Source organism: Massilia sp. CFBP 13721 (assembly GCF_014842025.1).
In the GTDB taxonomy this organism is placed as follows: Bacteria; Pseudomonadota; Gammaproteobacteria; order Burkholderiales; family Burkholderiaceae_D; genus Telluria.
Genome location: NZ_JACYUY010000011.1, coordinates 64,469 through 90,441, shown reverse-complemented (window position 1 = coordinate 90,441; position 25,973 = coordinate 64,469). Strand labels below are relative to the sequence as shown.

Here is a 25,973-nt window from a genome sequence, read left to right as displayed (position 1 = left end):
CCGGTTTCGGGCGGGTTCGATGAAAAGCCGCGGCGCGCAAGTCCGCGGCTTTTTTCATTTGAAGCGAATATTCTCGGGTTGCTGCGGTTGTGGTGGATAATGTCGACAATTGCGCCCGGCGCGCGGCCGCCGCATTGCCGCACTGACTTATTCGATTAGATTGGAAATCCCCCCTTATGTTGAGCTATCGCCACGCCTTCCACGCGGGTAACCATGCCGACGTCCTCAAGCATTTCGTCCAAGTGCAATTGCACGAGTACATGAACCAGAAGGACACCGCCTACACCTATATCGACACCCACTCGGGCGCCGGCGTGTATGCGCTCGACAGCAGCTTCGCCTCGAAAAACGCCGAGTTCGACACGGGCATCGGCCCGCTGTGGACCCGCACCGACCTGCCGCCGGCGCTGGCGGACTATGTGAATCTGGTCAAGGGCATGAACCCGAGCGGCAAGATGCGCTACTACCCGGGCTCACCCTGGGTCGCCGACCAGATGACGCGCCCGGACGACCGCCTGCGCCTGTTCGAGCTGCATCCGTCCGACAGCAAGATTTTGGCGGACAATTTCCGCAAGGCGGAAGCGCACAAGGCCGAGCAGGGCGAGCGCTCGCGCGGCAAGCGCGTCATGATCGAGCGTGGCGACGGTTTCCTCAGCATGAAGGCGCTCTTGCCGCCGCCATCGCGCCGCGCGCTGGTGCTGATCGACCCGCCGTATGAAATGAAGGACGACTACCGCAAGGTAAAAGATGCTCTGGAAGAAGCGCTCGGACGCTTCCCGAGCGGCATCTTTGCCGTCTGGTATCCAGTGCTGCAGCGGATGGAATCGCGCCAGTTTGCCGACCGTCTGAAACGCTTGCCGGCCAAGGAATGGCTGAACGTCACGCTGACCGTGTCGACGCCGGGCCCGGACGGTTTCGGTTTGCACAGCAGCGGCATGTTCATCCTGAATCCGCCGTACACGCTCGAACCGATGCTGCGCGAAGTCATGCCCTACCTGGTGAAAGTGCTGGGCAAGGATGCGGGCGCCACCTTCGTCATCGAACGCGGCACCCAGGTGACCGGCGCGGCGGCGGCACGTGTCGGCGCCGGCGGCGGCGCGCGCCAGCCGATCGGCAATGCGCGCCGCGCCAGCCCGCTGTCGGGTACCGGCAGCCTGCGCCTGCCGGGGCAGGCGGCGGTGCCGCGCGCGGAAGCGGCGCCGGCCGATGCACGCCGTCCGGATGGTGCGGCGGCATCGAAAGTCGGCGCCGCCGAGCGCGCCAAGCGCTTCTCGCGCCCGGAAGGCGCGGCCGCGGGCGGCGATGCACGTCCGGCCTCGCGCCGTGATACGAGTGGCGCGCGTCCCGACGAGCGCTTTGATCCGGCACGCGAGCCGGGCGGTGCGGCGCGTGTGCGCTATGCGGACCAGCGTCCTAAAGCGTCCAGCGGCCGGCCGACGGCGGGCCGTCCCGATGCGGCGGCCGCTCCGGCGCGGCCACGCAAGCGCGGCTGACGTGTTCGCTGCCGCCGGCAAGCGCGCCGCGGCAGCGATTCAACCGTTTTCGGTTTCCATCAATGCAACCTGAGCGTTTTCGTGAACGCGAACGGATCATTTACGCAACGCGGCAGTGCGTTCGTTTCGATGTAAAAATGTAAAGATTAACGCGATGGTGTATAGTCGTTCGAGGGGCGCAACCATGCGCGCGCCTTGCCGCGCCTGCTATAAAGCAACTACAAGCACTGCTGTACAGCCAGGGTTTTGCTGCAAGAGTTTTCAGGAGTTTACATGCTTGCCGAAGTAAGGGCGCTATCGACCACGATGCCGCCCGACGAATTTTTCCTGGCGCGCCAGCCGATTCTCGGGCGCGACCAGCACCTGGTTGCTTACGAGCTGCTGTTTCGCGCAGCCGGCGAGCACGACGACGCGCGCCTGACCGACGGCGCAGCCGCCACCGCGGCCGTGATTTCCCACGCTTCCCAACTTGGCCTCGAGCAGGTCGTCGGCAACAAACTCGCCTTCGTCAATGTCGACGAGGTTGTCCTGATGAGCGACTTCGTTCGCTTCCTGCCACCGAATAAGGTTATCCTCGAAATCCTCGAGACCGTCAAGCCGACCGAGCCGTTGCTGGCCCGCGTGGCCGAGCTGAAGGAGCTCGGTTTCAAGTTCGCGCTCGACGACGTCGTCGACCACAGTGCCGAGGTCGATCAGCTGCTCGGCCTGGTCGACGTGGTGAAGATCGACCTGCAGGGCGTGGCGCCGGCGGCGCTGGGCCACCTGACGGCATCGCTGCGCACCTCCGGCAAGAAGCTGCTGGCCGAAAAGGTCGAGACCCAGCAGGAATTTCGCCTGTGCCAGGAACTCGGCTTCGATTATTTCCAGGGATATTATTTTGCGCGGCCGGTGATCCTCAGCGGCCGCAAGATCACGCCGTCCGAAATGGTCATCCTGCACCTGCTCGAACTGATCAATTCCGACGCCGACGACGCCACCATCGAGACGGCCGTCAAGCGCGACCCGCTGATCAGCCTGAACCTGCTGCGCCTGGTGAACAGCCGCGCCGCCGGTCCGGAACACCGCATCGAATCGGTGGCCGAGGCACTGACGCAGCTCGGCCGCAAGCAATTGCGGCGCTGGCTGCAGATCCTGATGTTCGCCGCGCCGGGCAGCAAGGTCGAGCTCAACTCGCCGCTGTTGCAACTGGCGACCACGCGCGGCAAGCTGCTCGAGCTGATGTCGCTGCAGGTGTGCCCGGACGACGTGCTCGGCGCCGAGCGCGCCTTTACGGTCGGCATCATGTCGTTGGCCGACGTCCTGTTCTCGATGCCGATGGCCGACATCCTGGAAAATGTCGAGCTGGCCGACGACGTGCGCGGCGCGCTGCTCGGGCGGGCCGGCGACCTGGGCGCGATGCTCGAGGTCGTCGAGCGCCTGGAAAAAGCCGACACCGGCCGCGAATTCACCGCGGCGCTGCGCAGGCTCGACCTGACCTCGAAGCAGGTGCGCGAGATCGAGCTGGCCGCCTTCGACTGGGTGCGCGAGCTGGTCCACGACGCGGCGTGAATTGATGCGTGACGGCGCATACGTCGGCGTTTGATCGCGCAGCGAGGCGGAGCCGACCGTCCGACGTTTGCAGCAGGACGCAGGGTGGACGGCTCCACCCGTGACGATGCGTCTACGCGACGCGTGCGCCGCCCATGCGTTCAACGCACGTCCGCATCGCCGCGCACTGGCACGAAGCCCAACGCGAGGTTTCACAGGCTGGTTGAATGCGTGGGCGGCGTTCGAGCCGCCGCGCAATCAGGCCGCCGAGTATAGCCGCCCACCCTACTGGTCAGCGCACTGTCCCAGGTGCCCGCAGCAGGACGTAGGGTGGGCGGCTCCACCCGTGACGATGCGTCTACGCGACGCGTGCGCCGCCCACGCGTTCAACGCACGTCCGCATCGCCGCGCACTGGCACGAAGCCTTACACGAGGTTTCACAGGCTGGTTGAACGCGTGGGCGGCGTTCGAGCCACCTTTCAATCCCGCCATCCGGAGTAGCCGCCCACCTTACGGGTAGGCAGCAACGCAGCCTTACTGCCCCAAAAACAAAAACACCGTCGGCTTCTTGTGAAAGTCCGGCATCTTCCCGGCTGCCAGCTGGGCTTTCCACTTGGCAGCGCTCAAGGTGCGCACCGATTCGGTCGGCAGCGACAAATCCGTCGCCACGCACACCAGCGTACCCGGCTGGCAACTCCCCACCAGCGCTTCCAGCATTTGTCCGTTGCGATACGGCGTTTCGATTAGCAATTGCGTCTGCTTTTCCGCACGCGAGCGCGCCTCCAGTTCACGGATGCGCTTGGTGCGCGCGGCGGCGTCGGTGGGCAGGTAGCCGTTGAAGGCGAAGCTCTGACCGTTCAGACCGCTTGCCATGACGGCCAGCAGCAGCGAGGACGGGCCGACCAGCGGCCGCACCGTCACGCCGTGCTGATGGGCCAGGCGCACCAGGTCGGCGCCCGGGTCGGCCACGGCCGGCACGCCGGCTTCCGAGACCAGGCCGGCATCTTCGCCGGCCAGCAGCGGCGCCAGCAGTTCGACCAGCGCGGCGGCGGGGGTGTTGACGTTCAGTTCGGCGATGCGGATTTCCTGCAGCGGTTTCACCAAAGGATGGTCGATCGCTATCAGCTTCAAAAAGGCGCGTGCGGTTTTGGCGTTTTCGGCGACGAAATAGCCGAGCTGGGACGTGATTGCCTGCACTTGGCCGGGCAGGACGTGGGATAGGGCGCCGGGGGCGGCGTCGGTGGGACCGAGGGTGTTGGGAATCAGGTAAAGGGTGCCGGGCATGAGTCGATAAAAAAGGTTAAACGCCGAAGAAAGACACGCCGGCGCGGCGCAGCATGCCGGTCAGTGCGATCAGGGGCAGGCCGGTGAGGGCAGTCGGGTCGGAGGAGTCGATGCGCTCGATGAGGGCGATGCCGAGGCCTTCGTTCTTGGCGCTGCCGGCGCAATCGTAGGGCTGCTCGATGCGCAGGTAGGCGTCGAGTTCGGCGTCGGGCAGATCGCGAAAGCGCACGAACACCTGCACATTCTCGACCTCGGCCGTGCCGCTGCGCCCATCCCACAGGCACAGCGCCGTATGGAATACGACTTCGCGGCCGCGCATGGTTTGCAGTTGCGCCAGCGCGCGGGCGTGGTCGCCCGGTTTGCCGATCTGGGCGCCGTCGAGCGTGGCGACCTGGTCGGAGCCGATCACGAGCGCGCCGGGGTGAGATAGTGCGATCGCTTCGGCCTTGGCGCGGGCCAGGCGCAGCGCCGTCGCCTCGGGTGCTTCGCTATCGAGAGGCGTCTCGTCGATATGCGGTGCGATCGCCTCGAAGGGCAGGTGCAGGCGCGCCAGCAGTTCGCGCCGGTATTGGGAACTCGACGCTAAAATCAGGCGCGGTGCGGTAGAACTTGGTATCATGTGCGCGCTCGAAGAATAATGAATAAAACAGACGGATGGCCCGTCCCGGCAGGCAATGCCGATCGTAGGGACATCGCAGCCGTGGATCGCCGCAACAGATGCGCGGCGCCAGGGCCAAAAAAAGCGCCAAGTCTTTGACTGCACGCGGATAACCCTGTTATTATCGCAGGTTTTCCGGGGACGTTTTCTGCAATGAGCGCTTTTGTCATCGACGCTTTTGAATTTTGCCGGACCAACGGCCACCGCGAAGGGGTCACCCCTGTTACGGAAATGACCCGCCTCGCCGCCGATTGCGCCAACACCAGTGGTGAGATCGCCTGGTCGATCGATGGCGGGACGACGCCGCAAGGCTACCCGACCATGACCCTGTCGGTGGCTGGCCCGGTCCAGCTGGTATGCCAGCGCTGCCTGGCCCCGTTCGACTACTGCATCGATTCGTCGACCCAGCTGGTGCTGGGACGCGACGACGAGGAAGCCGACGGAATGGAAGAAGTCCTCGACGACGAGAGCATCGACGTGATCGTCGGCAGCCACACTGCCGATATCCGCGAGCTGCTCGAGGACGAAGCCCTGCTGGCCCTGCCGCAGGCGCCGAAGCACGAGGTTTGCCCGGGCACGACGCTGCTCGACAGCCTGAAGTCTGAAAAGGTCTCGCCGTTCGCCGGCTTGAAGAACCTGAAATCCGAATAAGTAGATCCGAATAAGTAGTAAGCAGTTGTAGTCAAACGCGCGCACAGTCGAGTATGTCAGGGCAGCGTTTTAAACATGTTTGGCAATCGTGAGATTGCCAATGGGATACTCGATGTGCATGTTTTTGCAAATCGATTGTGTTAGAATTTTCGAACTTTAGTATTAGGAGTCATCATGGCAGTTCAGCAGAATAAGAAGTCCCCATCGAAGCGCGGTATGCACCGTTCGCACGATTTCCTGGTTGCACCTAACCTGGCAGTCGAGCCTGTGACCGGCGAAACCCACCTGCGTCACCACATCAGCCCGAACGGCTTCTACCGTGGTCGTAAAGTCCTGAAGACCAAGAACGACGAGTAATCGCCGTCTTGTTTTTCTGTACCATGAAAGCGGTGCAACGTATGTTGAGTGCGTGGCGCCGCTTTTTCTTTGCCCCTGGCCGCCGCATTGTGCGCGCCAACACGGTTTCCGTTCCGAACCGGCATGTGCCTGCCGTGCGCATGCATCCTGCCGCCACCGTCGCGTGAACCGCGGTAAGACCCCAGATGACAATTAAAATATCCATCGACTGCATGGGCGGAGACCACGGTCCTTCCGTTACCATCCCGGCAGCCCTCTCCTTTCTCAAGCAACAGCCGGACGCCGAACTGATCCTGGTCGGCGTCGACGAGACGCTGCGCGCCGAGCTGAAAAAACACCACGCCGAGCATACCCCGCGCCTGTCCATCAAACACGCCTCCGAAGTGGTGGCGATGGACGATCCGATTGAAGTCGCGCTGCGCCGCAAGAAGGATTCTTCGATGCGCGTCGCGGTCGAGCTGGTGAAAGAGGGCGGCGCCCACGTCTGCGTCTCGGCCGGCAATACCGGCGCCTTGATGGCCGTCTCGCGCTACGTGCTGAAGACCATGGCCGGCGTCGACCGCCCGGCGATCTGCTCGATCCTGCCGAACCAGAAGAACGGCCCGACCTACATGCTCGACCTGGGCGCCAACGTCGACTGCACCCCGCATCACCTGCACCAGTTCGCGATCATGGGCTCGGTCCTGTTCTCGGCCATGGAAGGCGTCAAAAAGCCCAGTATCGGCCTGCTGAACGTCGGCACCGAAGAGATCAAGGGCAACGAAGTCGTGAAGGAAACGGCGCAGCTGCTGCGCGCCGACCACGAACGCGGCTCCCTGAATTTCTACGGCAACGTCGAAGGCAACGACATCTTCAAGGGCACTACCGACGTGGTCGTTTGCGACGGATTCGTCGGCAACGTCACGCTGAAAGCCATCGAAGGCCTGTCGCGCCTGTTCAAGTCGGTGTTCAAGCAGAACGTGCTGTCGATGATGGGGGCCGTGCTCGCGCGCGGTGCCCTCAAGAAGCTCAATCCGGAACGCTACAACGGCGCCAGCCTGCTCGGCCTCAAGGGCCTGGTATTCAAGAGCCACGGCGGCGCCAACGCCTATGCCTTCGAATGGGCAATTAAACGCGCTTTCGATGCGGCGAAATATAATGTACAAGAGCAACTGTCGGCGATGATCGCCGAATTGATGCCAGACACGCCTGACGCCCAGCGCCAGGTTTGATTGACGACGGAACTCGGGTGGAAACGCAATGACTGTCTACAGCAAAATCATCGGCACCGGCAGCTACTTGCCGGCGCGCAGGGTCACTAACGACGATCTGGCGGCGGAACTGGCCGCCAAGGGCATCGAGACCTCGGACGAGTGGATCGTTTCGCGCAGCGGCATTTCCGCTCGCCACTACGCCGCGGCCGACCAGAAGTCGTCCGACCTGGCCGTCGAAGCGGCCAAGCGCGCGCTCGAGATGGCAGGCAAAACACCGCTCGACGTCGACATGGTAATCGTCGCCAGTTCGACCCCGGATTTCCAGGGCAGCTTCCCGAGCACGGCTTGCATCGTCCAGCAAAAGCTGGGCATGACCAACCACAGCGCCGCCTTCGACGTGCAAGCTGTCTGCAGCGGTTTTGTCTATGCCGTCTCGACCGCCGATGCCTTCATTAAATCCGGCATGCACAAGACGGTGCTGGTGATCGGCGCCGAAGTGTTTTCGCGCATCCTGAATTTCGAAGACCGCACCACCTGCGTGCTGTTCGGCGACGGCGCCGGCGCCGTGGTGATGACGGCATCGAACGAGCCCGGCATCCTGGCTTCGAAGCTGCACGCCGACGGCACCCATGCCGACATCCTGTCGATTCCGCCGAACCCGGCCGGCAGCGCCGCCAGCGGCGGTTTCCTGCACATGGATGGCCAGGCCGTGTTCAAGCTGGCCGTCACCGTGCTCGAAGAAGTCGCCACCGAAGTGCTCGATGCGGCGCAGATGAAAGCGTCGGACGTCGACTGGCTGATCCCGCACCAGGCCAACATCCGCATCATGAAGAGCACGGCGAAGAAGCTGGGCCTGCCGCTCGAGCGCATGGTCGTCACCGTCGACGAGCACGGCAATACCTCGGCGGCCTCGATTCCGCTGGCGCTCGATCTAGCCGTGCGCGATGGTCGCATCAAAGCAGGCGACAATATCCTCATGGAAGGCGTCGGCGGCGGCTTTACCTGGGGCGCGATTTTGGCGCGCATGTAAATCAGCCGGCTGCGCTGAAGAATTCACAAGGACGAAAAAGAAGATGAGCAAATTCGCATTCCTGTTTACCGGCCAGGGCGCGCAAGCGGTCGGCATGCTGAACGGCTTCGCCGGCAACGCCGCGGTCGAAGACACCGTCACCGAGGCTTCCGAGTCGCTTGGCCTGGACATCGGTAAATTGATCGCCGAGGGTCCGAAGGAAGACCTCGACCTCACCACCAATACCCAGCCGGTCATGCTGACTGCGGCGGTGGCCGTGTACCGCGCCTGGATCGCCGCCGGCGGCCCGGCACCAAGCATCGTTGCCGGCCACAGCCTGGGCGAATACTCGGCCCTGGTGGCCGCCGGCGTGATCGACTTCAAGGACGCCGTGCCGCTGGTGCGCTTCCGCGCCCAATCGATGCAGGAAGCGGTGCCGGTCGGGCAGGGCGGCATGGCCGTCGTGCTGGGCCTGCAGGCGGACGACGTGCGTGCCGTTTGTGCCGAGGCAAGCCAGGGTGAAGTCGTCGAAGCCGTCAACTTCAACGAGCCGACCCAGATCGTGATCGCCGGCCACGCCGCCGCGATCGACCGCGCCTGCGAGATCGCCAAGGCCAAGGGCGCCAAGCGCGCCATGAAGCTGGCGGTCTCGGCGCCGTTCCACTCGTCGCTCTTGAAGCCCGCCTCGGACCGCCTGCGCGACTACATGGAAAAGCTGACGTTCAACGCGCCGCGTATCGATTTGATCAACAACGTCGATGTCGCTATCCTGAGCGATCCGGCAGCGATCAAGGACGCCTTGGTGCGCCAGGCCGCGGGTCCCGTGCGCTGGGTCGAGACGATGCAAAAGATGGCGGCGCAAGGCGTCACCCAAGTCATCGAATGCGCGCCAAGCAAGACCCTGATCAGCATGGCCAAGCGGATCGATCCGGTGCTCGTCGGCGAAGCGCTGACGGACCAGGCCGCGCTCGAGCGCGTACTTGCAACCGTCAAGGGCGCTTGAGCCCGCTGTTTAGATAAGGAAAAGAACTACATGAACCTGCAGAACCAAGTCGCTCTCGTTACCGGCGCCTCGCGCGGCATCGGCAAGGCCATCGCACTCGAGCTGGCGCGCCAGGGCGCCACCGTGGTCGGCACCGCCACCAGCGCATCCGGCGCCGAAGCGATCACGGCCTACCTGGCCGAATTCGGCGGCAAGGGCCTGGTGCTGAACGTCACCGACGCAGCCAATTGCACGGCCGTGATGGACGAGATCCAGAAGACCTTCGGCGCCGTCGCCATCCTCGTCAACAATGCCGGCATTACCCAGGACAACCTGGCCATGCGCATGAAGGACGAGGAATGGGACAGCGTGATCGCGACCAACCTCACCGCCGTCGGCCGCCTGTCGCGTGCCGTGCTGCGCGGCATGATGAAAGCGAAGCAGGGCCGCATCATCAATATCACCTCGGTGGTCGGTTCGTCCGGCAATCCGGGCCAGATGAACTACGCCGCCGCGAAAGCGGGCGTGGCCGGCATGACGCGTGCGCTGGCGCGCGAAATCGGCAGCCGCAACATCACCGTCAATTGCGTCGCGCCCGGTTTCATCGATACCGACATGACCAAGGGCCTGGGCGAAGGCCAGCACGAAGCGCTGCTCACGCAAATCCCGCTGGGCCGCCTCGGCCAGCCCGAAGACATCGCCCATGCGGTGGCTTTCCTGGCCGGTCCGAATGCCGCGTACGTCACCGGCACCACGCTGCACGTGAATGGCGGGATGTACATGAATTGATGTCCGATTCTAGCCGCGCGGGGCGTACGATTGAAATGCGCCATAATGAATCGCGGCAGAATCTCATCTTTTAGCAGGCGTTCCTGCTGAATTAGCGGCAGACGCCGAAAATAGTTTTTCAGCGCGCAAACCTGATAAAATGCGCGCACTTTCCGCAACACATACCTAATGGAGCCATAACATGTCGGATATCGAACAACGCGTTAAAAAAATCGTCGCTGAGCAACTGGGTGTTGCAGAAGCCGACATCAAAATCGAGTCCTCGTTCGTTGACGACCTCGGCGCAGATTCCCTGGACACCGTTGAACTGGTGATGGCCCTGGAAGACGAGTTCGAAATGGAAATCCCTGACGAGCAGGCTGAGAAGATCACCACCGTCAAGCAGGCGATCGACTACGCAACTGCGCACGTTAAGGCCTAAGCGGGCCTAAGCTGTTTTAGTTTTTCGGGAGAATCGCTTGAGCCGTTCACGCAACCGCCGCGTCGTCATTACCGGCCTGGGCTGCATTTCACCTATCGGCAATTCGATTGCCGAAGCGTGGGACGCGGCACTGGCCGGCAAGTCGGGCATTGCCAACATCACCAGGTTCGATGCCACGCCGTTTTCGACCCGCTTTGCGGGCGAAGTCAAAGGCTTCAATATCGAGGATTACATCCCCGCCAAGGAAGCCCGCAACATGGATACGTTTATCCATTTCGGCATGGCGGCCGGCATCCAGGCCCTGCAGGATTCGGGTCTCGAAGTCACTGAAGAAAACGCCGACCGCATCGGCGTGATTGTCGGTTCGGGTATCGGCGGCTTGCCGCGGATCGAAGAGCAGAAGGACGAGTACGACAAGCGCGGCCCGCGCCGCATTTCGCCGTTCTTCGTGCCGGCGTCGATCATCAACATGATCTCGGGCGACCTCTCGATCAAATACGGCCTGCGCGGTCCGAACCTCGCCATCGTCACGGCCTGCACCACCGGCCTGCATTGCATCGGCGCGGCTGGCCGCCTGATCGAATACGGCGACGCCGACGTGATGATCGCCGGCGGTGCCGAGTCGACCATCTCGCCGCTGGGCCTGGGCGGTTTCGCCTCGGCACGCGCGCTGTCGTCGCGCAACGAAGATCCGGCCACGGCTTCGCGTCCCTGGGACCGCGACCGCGACGGCTTCGTGCTGGGCGAGGGCGCCGGTGTCATGGTGCTGGAAGAGTACGAGCACGCCAAGGCGCGCGGCGCGAAGATCTACGCCGAGCTGCTGGGCTTCGGCATGAGCGCCGATGCGAACCACATCACGGCGCCGATGGAAGACGGCAGTGGCGCGAGCCGCTGCATGGTCTCGGCCATGAGCAATGCCGGCATCAACGCCGACCAGGTGCATTACGTCAATGCACACGGTACCTCGACGCCGCTGGGCGACCTCGCCGAAGTACAGGGCATCAAGCGCACCTTCGGCGACCATGCCGGCAAGCTGGTGGTCAATTCGACCAAGTCGATGACCGGCCACTTGCTGGGCGGCGCCGGCGGCCTCGAGTCGGTGTTCACCGTGCTGGCGATCCACAACCAGGTTTCGCCGCCGACGATCAACCTGTTCAACCAGGATCCGCAGTGCGATCTCGACTTCGTGGCGAACACCGCCCGCGAGATGCAGATCGATTACGCTGTGAAAAACTCGTTCGGTTTCGGTGGCACCAACGGTACCCTCGTTTTTGCCAAAGTTTAAGCACGACGTGTGAACCTGCTGCGCCCGGTCCTGTCTAACGGATCGGGCGCCTGACCCTGCCGCATCCCGCGCGCGGCAGGCGTTCCGTTTTACTTTCCTTTCCTTGCCGTGTCCCTTGCCGTGTCCGCACGTATTGCGCCGTCACGCCGCTTGCGCACAGCCTTGCTGCTGTTCGCGCTGGCGCAGCTGTGCGCGGCATTTGCCGTCGGCATCTTGTTGCCCGAACGCGTCGCCGGCGCGCCGTTTTGTGCAGCCTTTTTCCTGCTCACAGCACTCTGTTCCCTGCGCGGATGGGCAGGCGCGACAAAGACGCACCGGATTGATGTATCTGGAACCGGCGCCATGCACCTGACGGTACAACAGGAGATGGGAGCCGATGCGCTGGCGTCCACAGGAACCGCCGTTACGCTGTTGCCCGCAACACTCATCTGGCCCTCGCTGCTACTCCTGCACCTGGCCGATGCGGATGGGACCAGGCATGTTTTGCCGGTCCTGCGCGACAGCCTGGCGCCGGCAGAATACCGGGCGTTGCGCGTTGCAATCGGCACCTTGTCTCGGTGCCATGAACGTACGGCACCGACAACTGAAATACTTTGAACTTATTGCAGCAGGCCAACTCTTACGTAGGGAGCGGCCGCTGTTCATGGGGCACGGTCAGTGACAACAGAACGCGAAGGTGATCAACTGCTGGTCGAACGCGTCCAGGCCGGCGACCGGCAGGCGTTCGACTTGTTGGTGGCGAAGTATCAGCGCCGGCTGATGCGCCTGGTGTCGCGCCTCGTGCACGACCCGGCGGAAGCTGAAGATGTGGTGCAAGAAACGTTTATTAAGGCTTTTCGGGCCTTGCGCCACTTTCGCGGGGAGTCTGCGTTTTATACTTGGCTATATCGCATAGGCATCAATACGGCGAAGAATTATCTGGTTACACAGGGCAGGCGCGCACCGACCTCGACCGAGGCAGATTCGGAACGTGCCGAAGGGTTTGACGATGCGGACAGCTTGCGCGACATAAACACGCCGGAGTCGATGTTGGCGAGCAAGCAGATCGCTTATACGGTGAATGCAGCAATGGAAGCGCTACCGCTGGAATTGCGGACCGCGATTGTCCTGCGCGAAATTGAGGGTTTGAGCTACGAGGAAATCTCCGAAGTGATGGCGTGTCCCATTGGCACCGTGCGCAGCAGGATATTTCGTGCGCGCGAAGTCATCGCCGAAAAATTGAAGCCTTTGCTCGATTTTCCGGCTGACAAACGTCGGTAGCGATGATTGCATAACCGGCGCCCCAGCGAATCTGGGGCAACGGGTTAATCCAGGTTCCCTGATACCTGGACATTTATTTGGATCACATTGCTACTGGAACGACTGATGGACACGAACAAAAAAAACCGCGAACGTATTTGCGCCCTGAGCGACGACGCGTTGCCGAAGGACGACCACGAGCTGGCCTGCGCAGCCCTGCGCACGGCCGATGGAATAGCAGCGTGGGAAGTGTACCACCTGATCGGCGACGTGCTGCGCACGGGAGAGTCTGCCGACCTCTCGCCTGGCTTCGCGGCGCGCCTGAGTGCGCGCCTGGCCGAGGAGCCGCTGCACGCGCGCCGTCCGGCGCTCGAGATCGACCACATGAAGCCGGCCGCGCTGGCGGCGTCAACGTCTTCCACCTGAGGCGGGATCGGCGCCGCGCCCCGCGCGCGCCAGTCCCGGTTGTCGGCGCAGCAAGGTTTCCTGGCGCCGGCTGCTTGCACAGGCGTGACATTGCACGGCCTGTCGCTCATGCGTGTACAGCATCGCGCCACACTGCGCCGCATCAAGCTTCCATTGCTCGTCGCAAATACCGCGCTCAGGACGCCGGCCGCCAGCCGTTTTTTCGGTCACTCCCTGGTTCATTGCAACCCCGGTTGCCTGCACGGCGCCCGCCTGCCGTCCCTGAAACGTCCCTCATCCGCATGCGCGACAAGACGCCGGGTTTTGGCTTACCATAACGTCAATCCCGTCCTCACTTCCTGACTCTCATGACAAGCAAAACAATTGCCAGCGCATTCCTGTCGGCCCTGCTGTTGACGGGCGCTGGCCTGTCCTTTTCGCCGCTGGCGCACGCCGCCGCGCCAGTCCCGACGCCGGTGGTGACGGGCCTGCCCGACTTTTCCGATTTGATCGACAAGGCGGGTCCGGCGGTGGTCAACATTCGCACCACCGAGCGCGTGCGCCTGGGGCAGGGCGGGCCGGGCGAAGAAGAGATGCAGGAATTCCTGCGCCGCTTCTTCGGCCAGCCGATTCCGCGCCGCCGCTCGCCGCAACCGCAGCAGGAAGAGCAGGAAGTGCAGCGCGGGGTCGGTTCCGGCTTCATCATTTCCGACGATGGCTATGTACTGACGAATGCCCACGTGGTCGAGGGCGCGGATGAAGTGACGGTCACGCTGACCGACCGCCGCGAATTCAAGGCCAAGGTGCTCGGCGCAGACCGCCGTTCCGACGTCGCCCTGCTGAAAGTGAGCGCAAGTAACCTGCCGTACCTGCGTACGGGGGACTCGAGCAAGATCCGTGTCGGCGAATGGGTGATCGCGATCGGCTCGCCCTTTAACCTCGACAACACGGTCACCGCCGGCATCATCTCGGCCAAGTCGCGCGACACCGGCGAATACCTGCCGCTCATTCAAAGCGACGTCGCCGTCAACCCCGGCAATTCGGGCGGCCCGCTGATCAACATGCGTGGCGAAGTCATCGGTATCAATTCGCAGATCGCCACGCTCTCCGGCGCCTACAACGGCATTTCGTTCGCAGTGCCGATCGACGAAGTCATGCGCGTGGCCGACCAGCTCAAGAAAACCGGCCGCGTGACCCGTGGGCGCCTGGGCGTGCAGATCAGCGAAGTCACGCGCGACGTCGCAGAATCGCTGGGCCTGGGCAAGGCGCGCGGCGCCGAAGTGTCGATGGTCGAGGTGGGCGGCCCGGCCGAGAAGGGCGGCATCAAGGTCGGCGACATCATCCTGAAATTCAATGGCCAGCCGATCGAGACGACGCGCGACCTGCCGCGCCTGGTCGGCGCCGCCAAGATCGGCACCCGCGCCAGCGTCACCGTCTGGCGCCGCGGCGCCCAGCTTGACGTGCCGGTCACGATCGTCGCGCTGGAAGAGGACAAGGCCGCCGCCGCCAAGCCGACGCCGAACAAGCCGGCGCCGGGCGCCGCGCCGAACGTGCTCGGCCTGAACGTGTCGAACCTCAGCCCCGAACAGCGCCGCACCCTCAAGATCGAGGGTGGCGTCGTGGTCGACGCCTCCGAGGGCAGGGCGGCCACGGCCGGCGTGCGTGCGGGCGACGTGATCCTGCAGATGAATAACGTCGAGATCAAGGACGCGACCCAGTTCAACGCCCTGGCGACCAGGCTCGATCCGAAGAAGAGCGTGGCAGTGCTGGTGCGGCGCGAGAACGTCACCCAGTACCTCGTCATCAAGCCTGCGAAGTGAGCCAGCTAACCCCGCAGTTCGCTTCGCAGTTCACTCTCTACTCGCGCAGTTACTGCCACCTGTGCGAGGACATGCTGGCGGCCTTGCAGGCACTGGCGCCGGCGGGGCAACCGTTCGAAGTCGACGTCATCGACGTCGACGCCGACCCGGCCCTGGTCGAGCGCTTCGACGAGCTGGTGCCGGTGCTCTACGGCCGGCTCGACGCGCCCGAGCTGTGCCACTACTTCCTCGACGAAGCGGCAGTGCGCCAGTACCTCGCAGGGTGGACCGGGCCACGAGAGGCGGCTCCGCCGTCCACGCGTTCAGCCGGCTGATGAACAATCGCGACGGCTGTTCAACCAATCGTTGAACGCGTGGACGGCATAGCCGTCCACCCTGCATTCGTCGGGCATAGCGCCCGTTATCCAACGTCTGCCGCCGCCTCGATGGTCCGCCCACCCAATTTCCGGGCTTTCTACCCTGAAATCCGGTAAAATGCCTGGTTTGAAAAAGCCTATGTTCCTGGCATACCGGCTTGTCACGTTGAATAGGGCGCTCGCCTGGGGAGGATCAGCCCCACACGAAGCGCCTTTTTCGTATTGCGCGGGCAGTTCGCGGCGCCGCCCGGCCCCGTGTCGGCGGCCTCGCCCCTTTTTGGTTTTGAGCTTTGTTAATGAACAACATACGTAACTTCTCCATCATCGCCCACATCGACCACGGCAAATCGACCCTGGCCGACCGCATCATCCAGCTGTGCGGCGGCCTGTCGGACCGCGAAATGGACGCGCAGGTGCTCGACTCGATGGACCTGGAGCGCGAGCGCGGCATTACCATCAAGGCGCAAACCGCCGCCCTGCAATACAAGGCGCGCGATGGCCAGGTCTACAACCTGAACCTGATCGACACCCCGGGCCACGTCGACTTCTCCTATGAAGTCTCGCGCTCGCTGTCGGCCTGCGAAGGCGCGCTGCTGGTCGTCGACGCCTCGCAAGGCGTCGAGGCGCAGACGGTCGCCAACTGCTACACCGCGCTCGACCTGGGCGTGGAAGTGGTGCCAATCCTGAACAAGATCGACTTGCCGCACGCCGACCCGGACAACGCCAAGAAGGAAATCGAAGACGTCATCGGCATCGACGCCTCGGAAGCGACCACCTGCTCGGCCAAGACCGGCCTGGGCGTGGAAGACGTGCTGGAAGACCTGATCAAGCGCGTGCCGCCGCCAAAAGGCGATCCGGATGCGCCGCTGCAGGCGCTGATCGTCGACTCCTGGTACGACCCGTACGTCGGCGTCGTGATGCTGGTGCGCGTGGTCAACGGCACGCTGCGTCCGAAAGACAAGATCCTCCTGATGGCGACCGAGTCGGTCAACCTGGTCGAAAACATCGGCGTCTTCACGCCGCGCTCGGTCTCGCTGCCGGAACTGAAGGCTGGCCAGGTCGGCTTCATCATCGCCGGCATCAAGGAACTGACCGCCGCCAAGGTGGGCGATACCGTGACCCTGGCCAACCGTCCGGCGCCCGCGCCACTGCCGGGCTTCAAGGAAGTCCAGCCGCAGGTGTTCGCCGGTCTGTTCCCGGTGGAAGCGAACCAGTACGATGCGCTGCGCGACTCGCTGGAAAAGCTGAAGCTCAACGACGCCGCCCTGATGTACGAGCCGGAAGTGTCGCAGGCGCTGGGCTTCGGCTTCCGCTGCGGCTTCCTGGGCTTGCTGCACATGGAGATCGTGCAGGAACGCCTGGAACGCGAATTCGACATGGACCTGATTACGACCGCGCCGACCGTGGTGTATGAGGTCGAGATGCGCGACGGTTCCATTATCCGCGTCGACAACCCCTCGAAGATGCCGGAGCCGTCGAAGATCAATGAAGTGCGCGAGCCGATCGTCGACGTCAACCTCTACATGCCGCAGGAGTATGTCGGCTCGGTGATGACGCTCTGTAACGGCAAGCGCGGCATCCAGATGGACATGGCCTACCACGGCCGCCAGGTCAAGCTGCACTACGAAATCCCGATGGCGGAAATCGTGCTCGACTTCTTCGATCGCCTGAAGTCGACGTCGCGCGGCTATGCCTCGATGGATTACGAGTTCAAGGAAAACCGCTCGGCCGACGTCGTCAAAGTCGACATGCTGATCAACAGCGAGAAGGTCGATGCGCTGGCGATCATCGTGCACCGTGCGAATGCGCCCTACCGCGGACGCCAGGTGGCGGCCAAGATGCGCGAACTGATTCCGCGCCAGATGTTCGACGTGGCAATCCAGGCCGCCATCGGCGCGACCATCATCTCGCGCGAAAACGTCAAGGCGCTGCGCAAGAACGTGCTGGCCAAGTGCTACGGCGGCGACATTAGCCGTAAAAAGAAACTGCTTGAGAAACAAAAAGCCGGTAAGAAACGCATGAAGCAGGTCGGTTCGGTGGAGATTCCACAAGAAGCCTTCCTTGCCATCCTTCAAGTGGAAGATAAATAGCAATGCAACCAATCCTGGCGAATTTTGCGCTCATCCTGTTCGTGCTCATGGTGGTTACGGGCGTCATCTGGTTTTGGGACGTGTTTGTCCTGTCGAAGCAGCGCCGCGCCGCGGCCGATGCCGCCCTGGCCGAGTACGATGCGCGCGCGGCCAAGCTGACCGCAGACGGCATCAAGGTCGACAACAAGGGCAACCGCGCCGCGCTGGAAGCAGGGCACCTGCGCCAGCCGACCTGGGTCGAGTATTCGGGCAGTTTCTTTCCCGTAATCGCAGCGGTGTTCTTCCTGCGCTCCTTCCTGTGGGAACCGTTCAAGATCCCGTCGAGCTCGATGGTGCCGACCCTGCTGGTGGGCGACCTGATCTTGGTGAACAAGTACACCTACGGCATCCGCCTGCCGATCGTGAACAAGAAGATCATCGAGGTCAACGATCCGCAGCGCGGTGACGTCATGGTCTTCAAGTATCCGAAGGACATGAGCCAGGATTACATCAAGCGCGTCATCGGCGTGCCTGGTGACAAGATCACTTACGAAAACAAGCGCCTCAGCGTCAACGGCGTGCCGGTACAGTACACGGCGCTCGACGATTACCTGGACGACGAACGGCCTGTGTATCACAAGCAGTTGATCGAAAAGCTGCCGGGCAGCGAGCACCGCATCCTGAACACGGAACCGGCGCGTTCGTTCAACCTCGACAGCGTGGAAAACTTCCCGCTGCGCGAAGCCTGCGAGTACACCTACGACCGATTTACTTGTACTGTCCCTGCAGGCAATTACTTCATGATGGGCGACAACCGCGACAACAGCGCGGACAGCCGTTACTGGGGTTTTGTTCCCGATAAGAATATCGTCGGCAAGGCCTTCCTGGTGTGGATGAACTTCGGCGATCCGAAGCGCATCGGCGGCATCAAGTAAGGCGTGTTGGTCAACAAGGCAGGTTCACCTCGGGGAGAGCAGATGGGCGAGCATAAACAGGTTGTGCCGGGCAGGCAGGCGGGCATCTCGCTCACCGGACTGATCCTGGTGTTGATGGTACTCGGCTTCTTTGCGCTGCTGGCCATCAAGATCGTGCCCTCCTTCCTCGAGTACCGCGCCGCGCGTGATGGCATGGTGCGCGCCAAAGCGGCCGGCGGCAGTCCCGCCGAGATGCGCGAGGCTTTCGACAAGTTTGCGCAAATTAACGACGTCGAAGCCATCCGCGGCCGCGACCTCGTCATCAGCCGCGAGGGGGCCAGCCCGGAAATCAGCTTCTCCTACGAAAAGCGCATTCCGCTGACCGGGCGCGCCACCCTCGTCATCGATTACGATGGCACGACCGACCCCAGCGGCGTCGTGGCAGAGAAAGCGGACTGATCCGCCGTCCGGCGCCGGTAGGATTGATTCCGGCATGTCGGCACGCATCTTGGCGGGCACTCAGTGGGTACCTCAGTGAGCACCCCAATGAGCACCGCAAATGACACATCACCATGGCGCGCGCCGTCCGGCGCCGTCCAACCGAGCAGGAAGCGCCGACTTTGCAGCGGCCGTACTACAATACATCGACAATGAATCTTCAGTTATTGCAAACGCGCTTGGGTTACACGTTCCGGGATGCTGGCCTCTTGCAGCAGGCCCTGACACACCGCAGCCATAGCAGCCTGCATAACGAACGCCTCGAGTTCCTGGGCGACTCGATCCTGAACTGCGTGGTCGCCTCGATCCTGTACGAACGCTTCAGCCACCTCGACGAGGGCGACTTGTCGCGCCTGCGCGCCAATCTCGTCAAGCAGCAGTCGCTGTACGAAATCGCCCAGAAGCTCGAACTCTCGCAGTTCCTGCGCCTGGGCGAGGGCGAGCTGAAATCGGGCGGCTTCCGCCGTCCGTCGATCCTGGCCGACACGCTCGAAGCCTTGCTGGGCGCAATCTTCCTCGACGCCGGCTTCGACGCCGCGCGCGACGTCATCCGCGCCTTCTACATCCCGCTGCTCGACACGGTCGACCCGCGCACCCTGGGCAAGGATGCCAAGACGCTGCTGCAGGAATTCCTGCAAAGCCGCAAGATCTCGCTGCCGACCTACAACGTGATCGCCACCCATGGCGCCGCCCACAGCCAGGAATTCGAGATCGAGTGCCTGGTTCCGAAACTTAACATCCAGGTCTTCGGACGCGGCGGCAGCCGTCGTGCCGGCGAACAGGCCGCCGCGCGCCTGGCGCTGGAAACCGCCGAACAGGCGCTGCGCAAGACCCCGGCCGCCGGCCGCAAGGCCAAGCCGCGTGCCGCCCAGCTCAAGCTGGCCGGCATTGCCACCATCCAGGGCGACGAGGCGCCAGGCGCGCAGCAGTCCGCCCCTACCAAACAGGCATGAACGAAGCATGAATACCGAACATAACTCCGCCGAACAAAACAACCTTCCTCAAGAGGACGACGCCGTGCACAACCCGGCCGACGACAACGCCGACCAGGCTGGCCAGGACGCGTCCGCGAGCGAGGGCGACGCCCAGGAAGTCGACCTGAACGCGTTCTTCAACGACCGCACGGACGTCAGCGGCGGCACCTCGGCGCAAGGTTTCCGCTGCGGCTACATCGCCATCGTCGGCCGCCCGAACGTGGGCAAGTCGACGCTGATGAACGTGCTGATCGGCGCCAAGGTGTCGATTACCTCGCGCAAGGCCCAGACCACGCGCCACCGCATTACCGGTATCCAGACTCATGACGACGCCCAGTTTATCTACGTCGATACGCCGGGATTCCAGACGCGTCATGCGAATGCTCTGAACAAAACGCTGAACAAAACTGTCTCGAACACGCTGACGGCGTCCGACGTCGTGCTCTTCCTGGTCGAGGCCGGCACTTTCGGTCCGGCCGACCAGCAAGTGCTCGACCTGTTGCCGAAGAACGTGCCCGTCATCCTGGTCATTAACAAGTCGGACCGCATGAAGGACAAGGCGACCCTGATGCCGTTCGCCCAGAAAGTGGCAGGCCTGCGCGACTTCACGGCCATCGTGCCGGTGTCGGCCAAGATGCGTTTCCAGGTCGATGCGCTCGAGCGCGAGATCCGCACCCACCTGCCGGAAAATCCACCGGTGTTCGGCCCGGACGACATCACCGACCGCAGCGAGAAATTCCTGGCCGCCGAGATCGTGCGCGAAAAAGTGTTCCGCCTGCTGGGCGACGAACTGCCCTACACCAGCACGGTGATCATCGAGCAGTTCCTGCAGGAGGGTAACCTGCGCCGCATCTTCGCTGCCATCCTGGTCGAGCGCGACACCCACAAATCGATGATCATTGGTAACAAGGGGGCGCGCCTGAAAGAAATTTCGACCCAGTCGCGCCTGGACATGGAAAAGCTGTTCGGCGGCCCCGTGTATCTGGAGATCTGGGTCAAGGTCAAGTCGGGCTGGGCCGACAACGAAGCGGGCCTGCGCGCCTACGGCTACGAGTAAGCGCCGGAGGACCAGCCGACCGCATGTCCAACCCCATCCAAGCCGACAAGGCGTCAGCCCATCCCGTTGCCGAGGTGCCCAATGCACCCGATGCGCCGGCGGCAGCCGAGGTTATGACAGCGTATGCGGTGGCCTCGGCAACAGTGGCCCCTGCCGCGCCCGTATCTGCGCCGCGCCGCAGCCGTGTCCCCGTGCGCGACACCCGCATCAACGGCCAGCCGGCGTTCGTGCTGCATAGCTATCCCTACAAGGAAACGAGCCTCATCGTCGACCTGTTCACGCGCGACTTCGGACGGATCGCGGTCGTGGCCAAGGGCGCCAAGCGGCCGCTGTCGAAACTGCGCGGCGTGTTGCAAACTTTTCAGCCCTTGTCCGTGTCCTGGAGCGGCAAGCAGGAATTACGCACCCTGATCGACGCCGAATGGGTCGGCGGCATGCTGCCCATCGAACGCACGGCCTTGCTGTGCGGCTTTTATCTGAACGAATTGCTGGTCAAGCTGATCGCGCGCGACGACCCCCATCGCGCGCTGTTCGACCACTACATTTCGACGCTCAACGAGTTGGCGCACGACGAACCGGCGCAAATTGCCTTGCGAAAGTTCGAACGGGCCTTACTTAAGGAAACAGGGGTCGCCGCCAACCTGGGGCGCTCGACCACCACGCGCGCAGCGGTCGAGGCCGCGCTGGACTATGTGGTCGATCCGGAAAAGGGCGCACGCGAAGCCCGCGTGTCCGACGTCTGGCCCGTCGTCAGCGGCAAGACCCTGCTCGACATGGAACGCGAGGATTACGCGGATCCGGCCACGCAGGCACAGAGCAAGCAATTGATGCGCTTCCTGCTGGCGCACCACTTGGGCGGCGTGCCGCTCAACACCCGGCAGATTTTGATCGACCTGATGCAGTTATAAAGAATAAACCCCATGAGCTTCCTGCAACCCGTTGGCCAGGTCATCGACCTCGGCGTGAACATCGACCACATCGCCACCGTGCGCAACGCGCGCGGCACTGTCTATCCGGACCCGCTGCGCGCGGCCCTCTTGGCCGAGCAGGCCGGCGCCGACCTGATCACGCTGCACCTGCGCGAAGACCGGCGCCACATCAAGGATGCCGACGTGCTGGCGATGCGCCCACAACTGGCCACGCGCATGAACCTGGAAGCGGCGGTGACCCAGGAAATGATCGATTTCGCCTGCCAGGTGCGTCCCCAGGACGTGTGCCTAGTGCCCGAGCGGCGCGAGGAAGTCACGACCGAGGGTGGCCTGGACGTGATCCGTTACTTCAAGGAAGTCGAAACCGCAGTCAAGCAGCTGAAAGGCGAGGGCATCCGTGTCTCGCTGTTCATCGATGCCGACGAAGCGCAAATCGCCGCTGCCCATCAGACGGGCGCGACCGTGATCGAATTGCATACCGGCCGCTATGCCGAAGCCGAAGGCGACGAAGCGGCGCACGAACTGGAGCGCATCAAGGCAGGCGCCGCCGCCGGCGTGCGCCATGGCCTGGTCGTGAACGCCGGCCACGGCTTGCATTACACCAACGTGCAGCCGGTGGCAGCGATCCGCGACATCGCCGAGCTGAACATCGGCCACGCGATCGTCGCCCATGCACTGTTTGCCGGCTGGGAAAACGCCGTGCGCGAAATGAAGGCGATCATGGTCGCCGCGCGCCTCGGCGTGTCGCTGGGGGCAAAATGATCTACGGTATCGGCACCGACATCGTCCAGATTTCGCGTGTCGAGGCGGCGCTCGCGCGCAGCGGTCCGCGTTTCGCCGAGAAAATCCTGGGACCCGAGGAGCTCGAAAAATACCATGCGCGGCGCGCCCGCAGCGAAGTGCGCGGCCTGCGCTTTCTCGCCACGCGCTTTTCCGCCAAAGAGGCGTTCTCGAAAGCGATCGGCCTGGGCATGCGCATGCCGATGACCTGGCGCTCCGCCCAGATGCTCAACGCGCCAAGCGGCAAGCCGACCATCGTCTGCAGCGGCGCACTCGCCGACTTCATGCGCGAACACCGGCTGAGTGCGCAGGTGACGATCAGCGACGAAGCCGATTACGGTGTCGCCTTCGTCATCGTCACGCAGGACCCAGCCACACCTTAAGCAACTCTTACCCAAGCGATACGCCAGTGACCAAGGAAGTGCCATCCCCCGAGTTGCCGGAGAATCCGGCGCCAGAGAACAAGCCCGGCCACGCAGTGGCGGAAGAGCCGGTCGCCTACGTGGCAGCGGGTGGGGCTGCAATGCCTGCGCCGCATCCGGTCGACGACAAGCCCGCCAAGGGCAAGGTGGCCAAGGCGACCGCGCCGCGTGCCCGCCCCGACGCCTGGCAAGCCGTGAAGGAAGAGCGCAGGGCGGTCTTGCGCGAAGACGCCGCCGATCCCGTCCAGCCCGGCCCCACTGCGCGCGAACAGGTGCTGGCAACGGTCGCCAAGCTGCCCGGCTTGCCGGGCGTGTATCGCTATTTCGACGCCAACCAGAACGTGCTCTACGTCGGCAAGGCGCGCAACCTCAAGAATCGCGTATCGAGCTATTTCCAGAAAAACCTGTCGAGCCCGCGCATCGCGATGATGGTCGGCCAGATCGCGCACCTGGAAACGACCGTCACGCACAGCGAAGCCGAAGCCCTGATCCTGGAAAACAACCTGATCAAGGCCTTGAAGCCGCGCTACAACATCCTGTTCCGCGACGATAAATCCTATCCGTACCTGAAGATCACGGGCGGTGATTTTCCGCGCATGGCCTATTACCGCGGCGCACTCGACAAGAAGAATCAGTATTTCGGTCCTTTCCCGAGCGCCTGGGCGGTGAAGGAATCGATGCAGATCCTGCAGAAGGTGTTCATGCTGCGCACTTGTGAAGACAGCGTGTTTGCCAACCGCACGCGCCCTTGCCTGCTGCACCAGATCGGGCGCTGCAGCGGTCCGTGCGTCGACCTGATCGACAAGGATGAGTACAGGATAGACGTCGAGAACGCCGCGAAGTTCCTGCGCGGACGCCAGAACGAAGTCATGGATGACCTGCAGCAGAAGATGCAGGGCTTTGCCGAAAAACTGATGTTCGAGCAGGCCGCGGGCGTGCGCAACCAGATCCAGTCGCTCTCGCGCGTGCTGCACCAGCAGAGCATGGAAACGACCGGCGACGCCGACGTCGACGTCATCGCCGTGGTGGTGCAGGGCGGGCGTGCCTGCGTCAACCTGGCCATGGTGCGTGGCGGACGCCACCTGGGCGACCGCGCCTATTTCCCGACCCAGGTGGGCGAAGCGATCGCCGAGCTGTCGATCGAATGCGAGGTGCTGGCCGCCTTCCTGGTGCAGCATTACACGGATAAGTTCATCCCGGGCACCCTGATCCTGAACATCGAGTTCGACCAGCCGGAACTGATGGTGGCGCTGGCCGAGCAATGCGGGCACCGCATCAACCTGATCTTCCAGCCGCAGGGCCAGCGACGCCAGTGGCTTGAGCTCGCTCAAAAGGGCGCGGAGATCTCGCTGGCGCGCCTGTTGTCTGAACAAGGGTCGCAGCAGTCGCGTACGCGCGCACTGGCCGAGGCCCTGTCGCTGGACGCGGCGGACCTGGAAACCTTGCGCATCGAATGCTTCGACATCAGCCACACGGCGGGCGAGGCGACGCAGGCATCCTGCGTGGTCTTCCACCACCACGCGATGCAGAACTCGGAGTACCGGCGCTACAACATCAACGACATCACGCCAGGCGACGATTACGCGGCGATGCGCCAGGTGCTGATGCGCCGCTACGAAAAAGTCGCGGGCGGCGACGGCGTCATGCCGGACGTGGTGCTGGTCGACGGCGGCAAGGGGCAGGTCGAAATGGCGCGCCAGGTGCTGTCAGAGCTCGGCCTGGACATCGGCCTGATCGTCGGCGTGGCCAAGGGCGAAGGCCGGCGCGTGGGCCTGGAAACGCTGATCTTCGCCGACGGCCGCGCGCCCCAGGAGCTCGGCAAGGAGTCGGCCGCGCTGATGCTCGTCGCCCTGATCCGCGACGAGGCGCACCGCTTCGCCATCACCGGCATGCGCGCCAAGCGCGCCAAGGCACGGCAGGCGTCGCGCCTGGAGGAGATCGAAGGCATCGGCGCCAAACGCCGCCAGCGCCTGCTCGCGCGCTTTGGCGGCCTGCGCGGCGTGGTCGACGCCAGCATAGAAGACCTGTGCCAGGTCGAAGGCATTTCGACCGCGCTGGCGGAAGAGATTTACCGGCAGTTGCATTGAAGCGGGCAGGGCGCGCGCGGCGAATCATGGAGAGCGTTTTCGCCCCCGTGGGTCCGCCGCCTCGCCCTTGAGCTCAACTGGTTTAAAAAGCAATACCCATGTAGACTAGCGGCGCACGCTTTTTTCAACGGTAAGCCAGATCACGCCCCTATGCCTTTCAACATCCCGATTCTCCTGACCTGGTTACGTGTAGCACTCATCCCCCTCGTTGTCGGCGTCTATTACCTCCCTCCACAGTGGCTGCCGCATGCCGACCAGAACCTAGCGGCGACCCTCGTCTTCATCATTGCTGCAATCACCGACTGGTTCGACGGCTTCCTGGCGCGGCGCTGGAACCAGACCTCGGCCTTTGGCGCCTTCCTCGATCCGGTCGCCGACAAATTGATGGTCGCCGGGGCGCTGCTGATCCTGATCCAGCTACAGCGCGTGGATGCCGTCATTGCCTTCATCATCATCGGGCGCGAAATTACGATTTCGGCCCTGCGCGAATGGATGGCCGAAATCGGCGCCCGTAAATCGGTTGCGGTCAGCTCGCTGGGCAAGGTCAAGACGGCTGCCCAGATGGTCGCGATTCCCGCGCTGCTGTACCACGACACCCTGTTCGGCATCGATGTCCACTACTGGGGCGACGTGCTGCTGTGGGTAGCGGGCGTACTGACGGTATGGTCGATGTTCTACTATCTGCGCCGCGCATGGCCGGTGATTAAGGAAAAAGGCGGGAATTTGTAAGATTAATTCTCTGTCATCCTTGACGTACGGATCAGATCATCTATA

At 63.3% G+C, this 25,973-nt stretch carries 27 protein-coding genes; 25 read left to right on the top strand and 2 right to left on the bottom strand.

Annotation, left to right across the window (positions count from 1 at the left end):
- Positions 1-176 precede the first annotated feature (176 nt).
- Positions 177-1,493 (top strand): 23S rRNA (adenine(2030)-N(6))-methyltransferase RlmJ, encoded by a 1,317-nt coding sequence (locus IFT60_RS12675; protein WP_192052337.1) that lies wholly within the window; start codon positions 177-179, stop codon positions 1,491-1,493.
- 273 nt (positions 1,494-1,766) lie between these two features.
- On the top strand, positions 1,767-3,041 hold the full coding sequence (locus IFT60_RS12670) for an EAL and HDOD domain-containing protein (protein ID WP_192052336.1): 1,275 nt from the start codon (positions 1,767-1,769) through the stop codon (positions 3,039-3,041).
- 513 nt (positions 3,042-3,554) lie between these two features.
- Here IFT60_RS12670 and IFT60_RS12665 read toward each other — a convergent pair.
- Both IFT60_RS12665 and IFT60_RS12660 read right to left on the bottom strand, forming a co-directional pair.
- A complete protein-coding gene (locus IFT60_RS12665; RefSeq protein ID WP_192052335.1) occupies positions 3,555-4,304 on the bottom strand; it encodes an SAM-dependent methyltransferase in 750 nt (249 codons plus the stop codon).
- A 16-nt stretch (positions 4,305-4,320) separates the two neighbouring features.
- On the bottom strand, positions 4,321-4,923 hold the full coding sequence (locus IFT60_RS12660) for a Maf-like protein (protein WP_192052334.1): 603 nt from the start codon (positions 4,921-4,923) through the stop codon (positions 4,321-4,323).
- Positions 4,924-5,115: 192 nt separating this feature from the next.
- Between IFT60_RS12660 and IFT60_RS12655 the strand changes: the two genes are divergently transcribed.
- The 23 genes from IFT60_RS12655 (at position 5,116) to pgsA (ending at position 25,928) form a co-directional block, all read left to right on the top strand.
- The gene (locus tag IFT60_RS12655) at positions 5,116-5,613 is read left to right on the top strand and encodes a YceD family protein (protein ID WP_192052333.1); all 498 of its coding nucleotides are present in this window, start codon (positions 5,116-5,118) and stop codon (positions 5,611-5,613) included.
- A gap of 174 nt (positions 5,614-5,787) precedes the next feature.
- Positions 5,788-5,970: a 50S ribosomal protein L32 gene (gene rpmF, locus IFT60_RS12650; protein WP_055936259.1), complete on the top strand. Its 183-nt coding sequence runs from the start codon at positions 5,788-5,790 to the stop codon at positions 5,968-5,970.
- 185 nt (positions 5,971-6,155) lie between these two features.
- Positions 6,156-7,181, top strand: coding sequence for a phosphate acyltransferase PlsX (plsX, locus tag IFT60_RS12645; RefSeq protein WP_192052332.1), 1,026 nt, complete (start codon positions 6,156-6,158; stop codon positions 7,179-7,181).
- 28 nt (positions 7,182-7,209) lie between these two features.
- Entirely contained in the window at positions 7,210-8,193 is a 984-nt protein-coding gene (locus IFT60_RS12640) for a beta-ketoacyl-ACP synthase III (protein WP_192052331.1), read from the top strand.
- A 43-nt stretch (positions 8,194-8,236) separates the two neighbouring features.
- A complete protein-coding gene (fabD, locus tag IFT60_RS12635) occupies positions 8,237-9,175 on the top strand; it encodes an ACP S-malonyltransferase (protein WP_192052330.1) in 939 nt (312 codons plus the stop codon).
- Between the two features lie 30 nt (positions 9,176-9,205).
- Complete coding sequence (fabG, locus tag IFT60_RS12630; RefSeq protein ID WP_192052329.1) at positions 9,206-9,943, top strand: 3-oxoacyl-ACP reductase FabG; 738 nt, start codon at positions 9,206-9,208, stop codon at positions 9,941-9,943.
- Positions 9,944-10,124: 181 nt separating this feature from the next.
- Entirely contained in the window at positions 10,125-10,364 is a 240-nt protein-coding gene (acpP, locus tag IFT60_RS12625; protein ID WP_020653257.1) for an acyl carrier protein, read from the top strand.
- Between the two features lie 37 nt (positions 10,365-10,401).
- On the top strand, positions 10,402-11,649 hold the full coding sequence (fabF, locus tag IFT60_RS12620) for a beta-ketoacyl-ACP synthase II (protein ID WP_192052328.1): 1,248 nt from the start codon (positions 10,402-10,404) through the stop codon (positions 11,647-11,649).
- A gap of 108 nt (positions 11,650-11,757) precedes the next feature.
- A complete protein-coding gene (locus IFT60_RS12615) occupies positions 11,758-12,246 on the top strand; it encodes a protein YgfX (RefSeq protein ID WP_374011017.1) in 489 nt (162 codons plus the stop codon).
- Between the two features lie 60 nt (positions 12,247-12,306).
- Positions 12,307-12,909: an RNA polymerase sigma factor RpoE gene (gene rpoE, locus IFT60_RS12610; RefSeq protein WP_192052326.1), complete on the top strand. Its 603-nt coding sequence runs from the start codon at positions 12,307-12,309 to the stop codon at positions 12,907-12,909.
- Positions 12,910-13,014: 105 nt separating this feature from the next.
- Complete coding sequence (locus tag IFT60_RS12605; protein ID WP_192052325.1) at positions 13,015-13,314, top strand: sigma-E factor negative regulatory protein; 300 nt, start codon at positions 13,015-13,017, stop codon at positions 13,312-13,314.
- Positions 13,315-13,661: 347 nt separating this feature from the next.
- Positions 13,662-15,113 (top strand): DegQ family serine endoprotease, encoded by a 1,452-nt coding sequence (locus IFT60_RS12600; protein ID WP_192052324.1) that lies wholly within the window; start codon positions 13,662-13,664, stop codon positions 15,111-15,113.
- Positions 15,110-15,427, top strand: a complete 318-nt coding sequence (locus tag IFT60_RS12595) for a glutaredoxin family protein (RefSeq protein ID WP_374000888.1) — start codon at positions 15,110-15,112, stop codon at positions 15,425-15,427. The genes IFT60_RS12600 and IFT60_RS12595 overlap by 4 nt, the downstream gene beginning before the upstream one ends.
- 338 nt (positions 15,428-15,765) lie before the next feature.
- A complete protein-coding gene (gene lepA / locus IFT60_RS12590) occupies positions 15,766-17,559 on the top strand; it encodes a translation elongation factor 4 (RefSeq protein ID WP_192052323.1) in 1,794 nt (597 codons plus the stop codon).
- A complete protein-coding gene (gene lepB / locus IFT60_RS12585; protein WP_192052423.1) occupies positions 17,556-18,473 on the top strand; it encodes a signal peptidase I in 918 nt (305 codons plus the stop codon). The genes lepA and lepB overlap by 4 nt, the downstream gene beginning before the upstream one ends.
- A gap of 42 nt (positions 18,474-18,515) precedes the next feature.
- On the top strand, positions 18,516-18,911 hold the full coding sequence (locus tag IFT60_RS12580) for a DUF4845 domain-containing protein (RefSeq protein ID WP_192052322.1): 396 nt from the start codon (positions 18,516-18,518) through the stop codon (positions 18,909-18,911).
- 191 nt (positions 18,912-19,102) lie between these two features.
- The gene (gene rnc / locus IFT60_RS12575; RefSeq protein WP_192052321.1) at positions 19,103-19,903 is read left to right on the top strand and encodes a ribonuclease III; all 801 of its coding nucleotides are present in this window, start codon (positions 19,103-19,105) and stop codon (positions 19,901-19,903) included.
- A gap of 7 nt (positions 19,904-19,910) precedes the next feature.
- The gene (era, locus tag IFT60_RS12570; RefSeq protein ID WP_229510839.1) at positions 19,911-20,981 is read left to right on the top strand and encodes a GTPase Era; all 1,071 of its coding nucleotides are present in this window, start codon (positions 19,911-19,913) and stop codon (positions 20,979-20,981) included.
- Positions 20,982-21,004: 23 nt separating this feature from the next.
- Positions 21,005-21,889, top strand: coding sequence for a DNA repair protein RecO (gene recO, locus IFT60_RS12565; protein ID WP_192052320.1), 885 nt, complete (start codon positions 21,005-21,007; stop codon positions 21,887-21,889).
- A 12-nt stretch (positions 21,890-21,901) separates the two neighbouring features.
- Positions 21,902-22,672 (top strand): pyridoxine 5'-phosphate synthase, encoded by a 771-nt coding sequence (locus IFT60_RS12560; RefSeq protein ID WP_192052319.1) that lies wholly within the window; start codon positions 21,902-21,904, stop codon positions 22,670-22,672.
- Positions 22,669-23,073, top strand: a complete 405-nt coding sequence (gene acpS, locus IFT60_RS12555) for a holo-ACP synthase (RefSeq protein ID WP_192052318.1) — start codon at positions 22,669-22,671, stop codon at positions 23,071-23,073. The genes IFT60_RS12560 and acpS overlap by 4 nt, the downstream gene beginning before the upstream one ends.
- Positions 23,074-23,099: 26 nt before the next feature.
- Positions 23,100-25,199, top strand: coding sequence for an excinuclease ABC subunit UvrC (uvrC, locus tag IFT60_RS12550; protein WP_374000893.1), 2,100 nt, complete (start codon positions 23,100-23,102; stop codon positions 25,197-25,199).
- A gap of 150 nt (positions 25,200-25,349) precedes the next feature.
- Positions 25,350-25,928, top strand: a complete 579-nt coding sequence (pgsA, locus tag IFT60_RS12545) for a CDP-diacylglycerol--glycerol-3-phosphate 3-phosphatidyltransferase (RefSeq protein WP_192052317.1) — start codon at positions 25,350-25,352, stop codon at positions 25,926-25,928.
- Positions 25,929-25,973: the final 45 nt, after the last annotated feature.

Excerpts from the sequence above, each read along its gene's own strand:
- recO (WP_192052320.1), top strand. The coding sequence starts at position 21,005 with ATGTCCAACCCCATCCAAGCCGACAAGGCGTCAGCCCATCCCGTTGCC.
- pgsA (WP_192052317.1), top strand. The coding sequence starts at position 25,350 with ATGCCTTTCAACATCCCGATTCTCCTGACCTGGTTACGTGTAGCACTC.
- fabG (WP_192052329.1), top strand. The coding sequence starts at position 9,206 with ATGAACCTGCAGAACCAAGTCGCTCTCGTTACCGGCGCCTCGCGCGGC.
- IFT60_RS12560 (WP_192052319.1), top strand. The coding sequence starts at position 21,902 with ATGAGCTTCCTGCAACCCGTTGGCCAGGTCATCGACCTCGGCGTGAAC.
- IFT60_RS12660 (WP_192052334.1), bottom strand. The coding sequence starts at position 4,923 with ATGATACCAAGTTCTACCGCACCGCGCCTGATTTTAGCGTCGAGTTCC.
- IFT60_RS12675 (WP_192052337.1), top strand. The coding sequence starts at position 177 with ATGTTGAGCTATCGCCACGCCTTCCACGCGGGTAACCATGCCGACGTC.
- rpmF (WP_055936259.1), top strand. The coding sequence starts at position 5,788 with ATGGCAGTTCAGCAGAATAAGAAGTCCCCATCGAAGCGCGGTATGCAC.
- acpS (WP_192052318.1), top strand. The coding sequence starts at position 22,669 with ATGATCTACGGTATCGGCACCGACATCGTCCAGATTTCGCGTGTCGAG.
- era (WP_229510839.1), top strand. The coding sequence starts at position 19,911 with ATGAATACCGAACATAACTCCGCCGAACAAAACAACCTTCCTCAAGAG.
- IFT60_RS12665 (WP_192052335.1), bottom strand. The coding sequence starts at position 4,304 with ATGCCCGGCACCCTTTACCTGATTCCCAACACCCTCGGTCCCACCGAC.
- IFT60_RS12600 (WP_192052324.1), top strand. The coding sequence starts at position 13,662 with ATGACAAGCAAAACAATTGCCAGCGCATTCCTGTCGGCCCTGCTGTTG.
- acpP (WP_020653257.1), top strand. The coding sequence starts at position 10,125 with ATGTCGGATATCGAACAACGCGTTAAAAAAATCGTCGCTGAGCAACTG.
- IFT60_RS12605 (WP_192052325.1), top strand. The coding sequence starts at position 13,015 with ATGGACACGAACAAAAAAAACCGCGAACGTATTTGCGCCCTGAGCGAC.
- IFT60_RS12580 (WP_192052322.1), top strand. The coding sequence starts at position 18,516 with ATGGGCGAGCATAAACAGGTTGTGCCGGGCAGGCAGGCGGGCATCTCG.
- fabD (WP_192052330.1), top strand. The coding sequence starts at position 8,237 with ATGAGCAAATTCGCATTCCTGTTTACCGGCCAGGGCGCGCAAGCGGTC.
- rnc (WP_192052321.1), top strand. The coding sequence starts at position 19,103 with ATGAATCTTCAGTTATTGCAAACGCGCTTGGGTTACACGTTCCGGGAT.
- IFT60_RS12640 (WP_192052331.1), top strand. The coding sequence starts at position 7,210 with ATGACTGTCTACAGCAAAATCATCGGCACCGGCAGCTACTTGCCGGCG.
- plsX (WP_192052332.1), top strand. The coding sequence starts at position 6,156 with ATGACAATTAAAATATCCATCGACTGCATGGGCGGAGACCACGGTCCT.
- IFT60_RS12655 (WP_192052333.1), top strand. The coding sequence starts at position 5,116 with ATGAGCGCTTTTGTCATCGACGCTTTTGAATTTTGCCGGACCAACGGC.
- lepA (WP_192052323.1), top strand. The coding sequence starts at position 15,766 with ATGAACAACATACGTAACTTCTCCATCATCGCCCACATCGACCACGGC.
- IFT60_RS12670 (WP_192052336.1), top strand. The coding sequence starts at position 1,767 with ATGCTTGCCGAAGTAAGGGCGCTATCGACCACGATGCCGCCCGACGAA.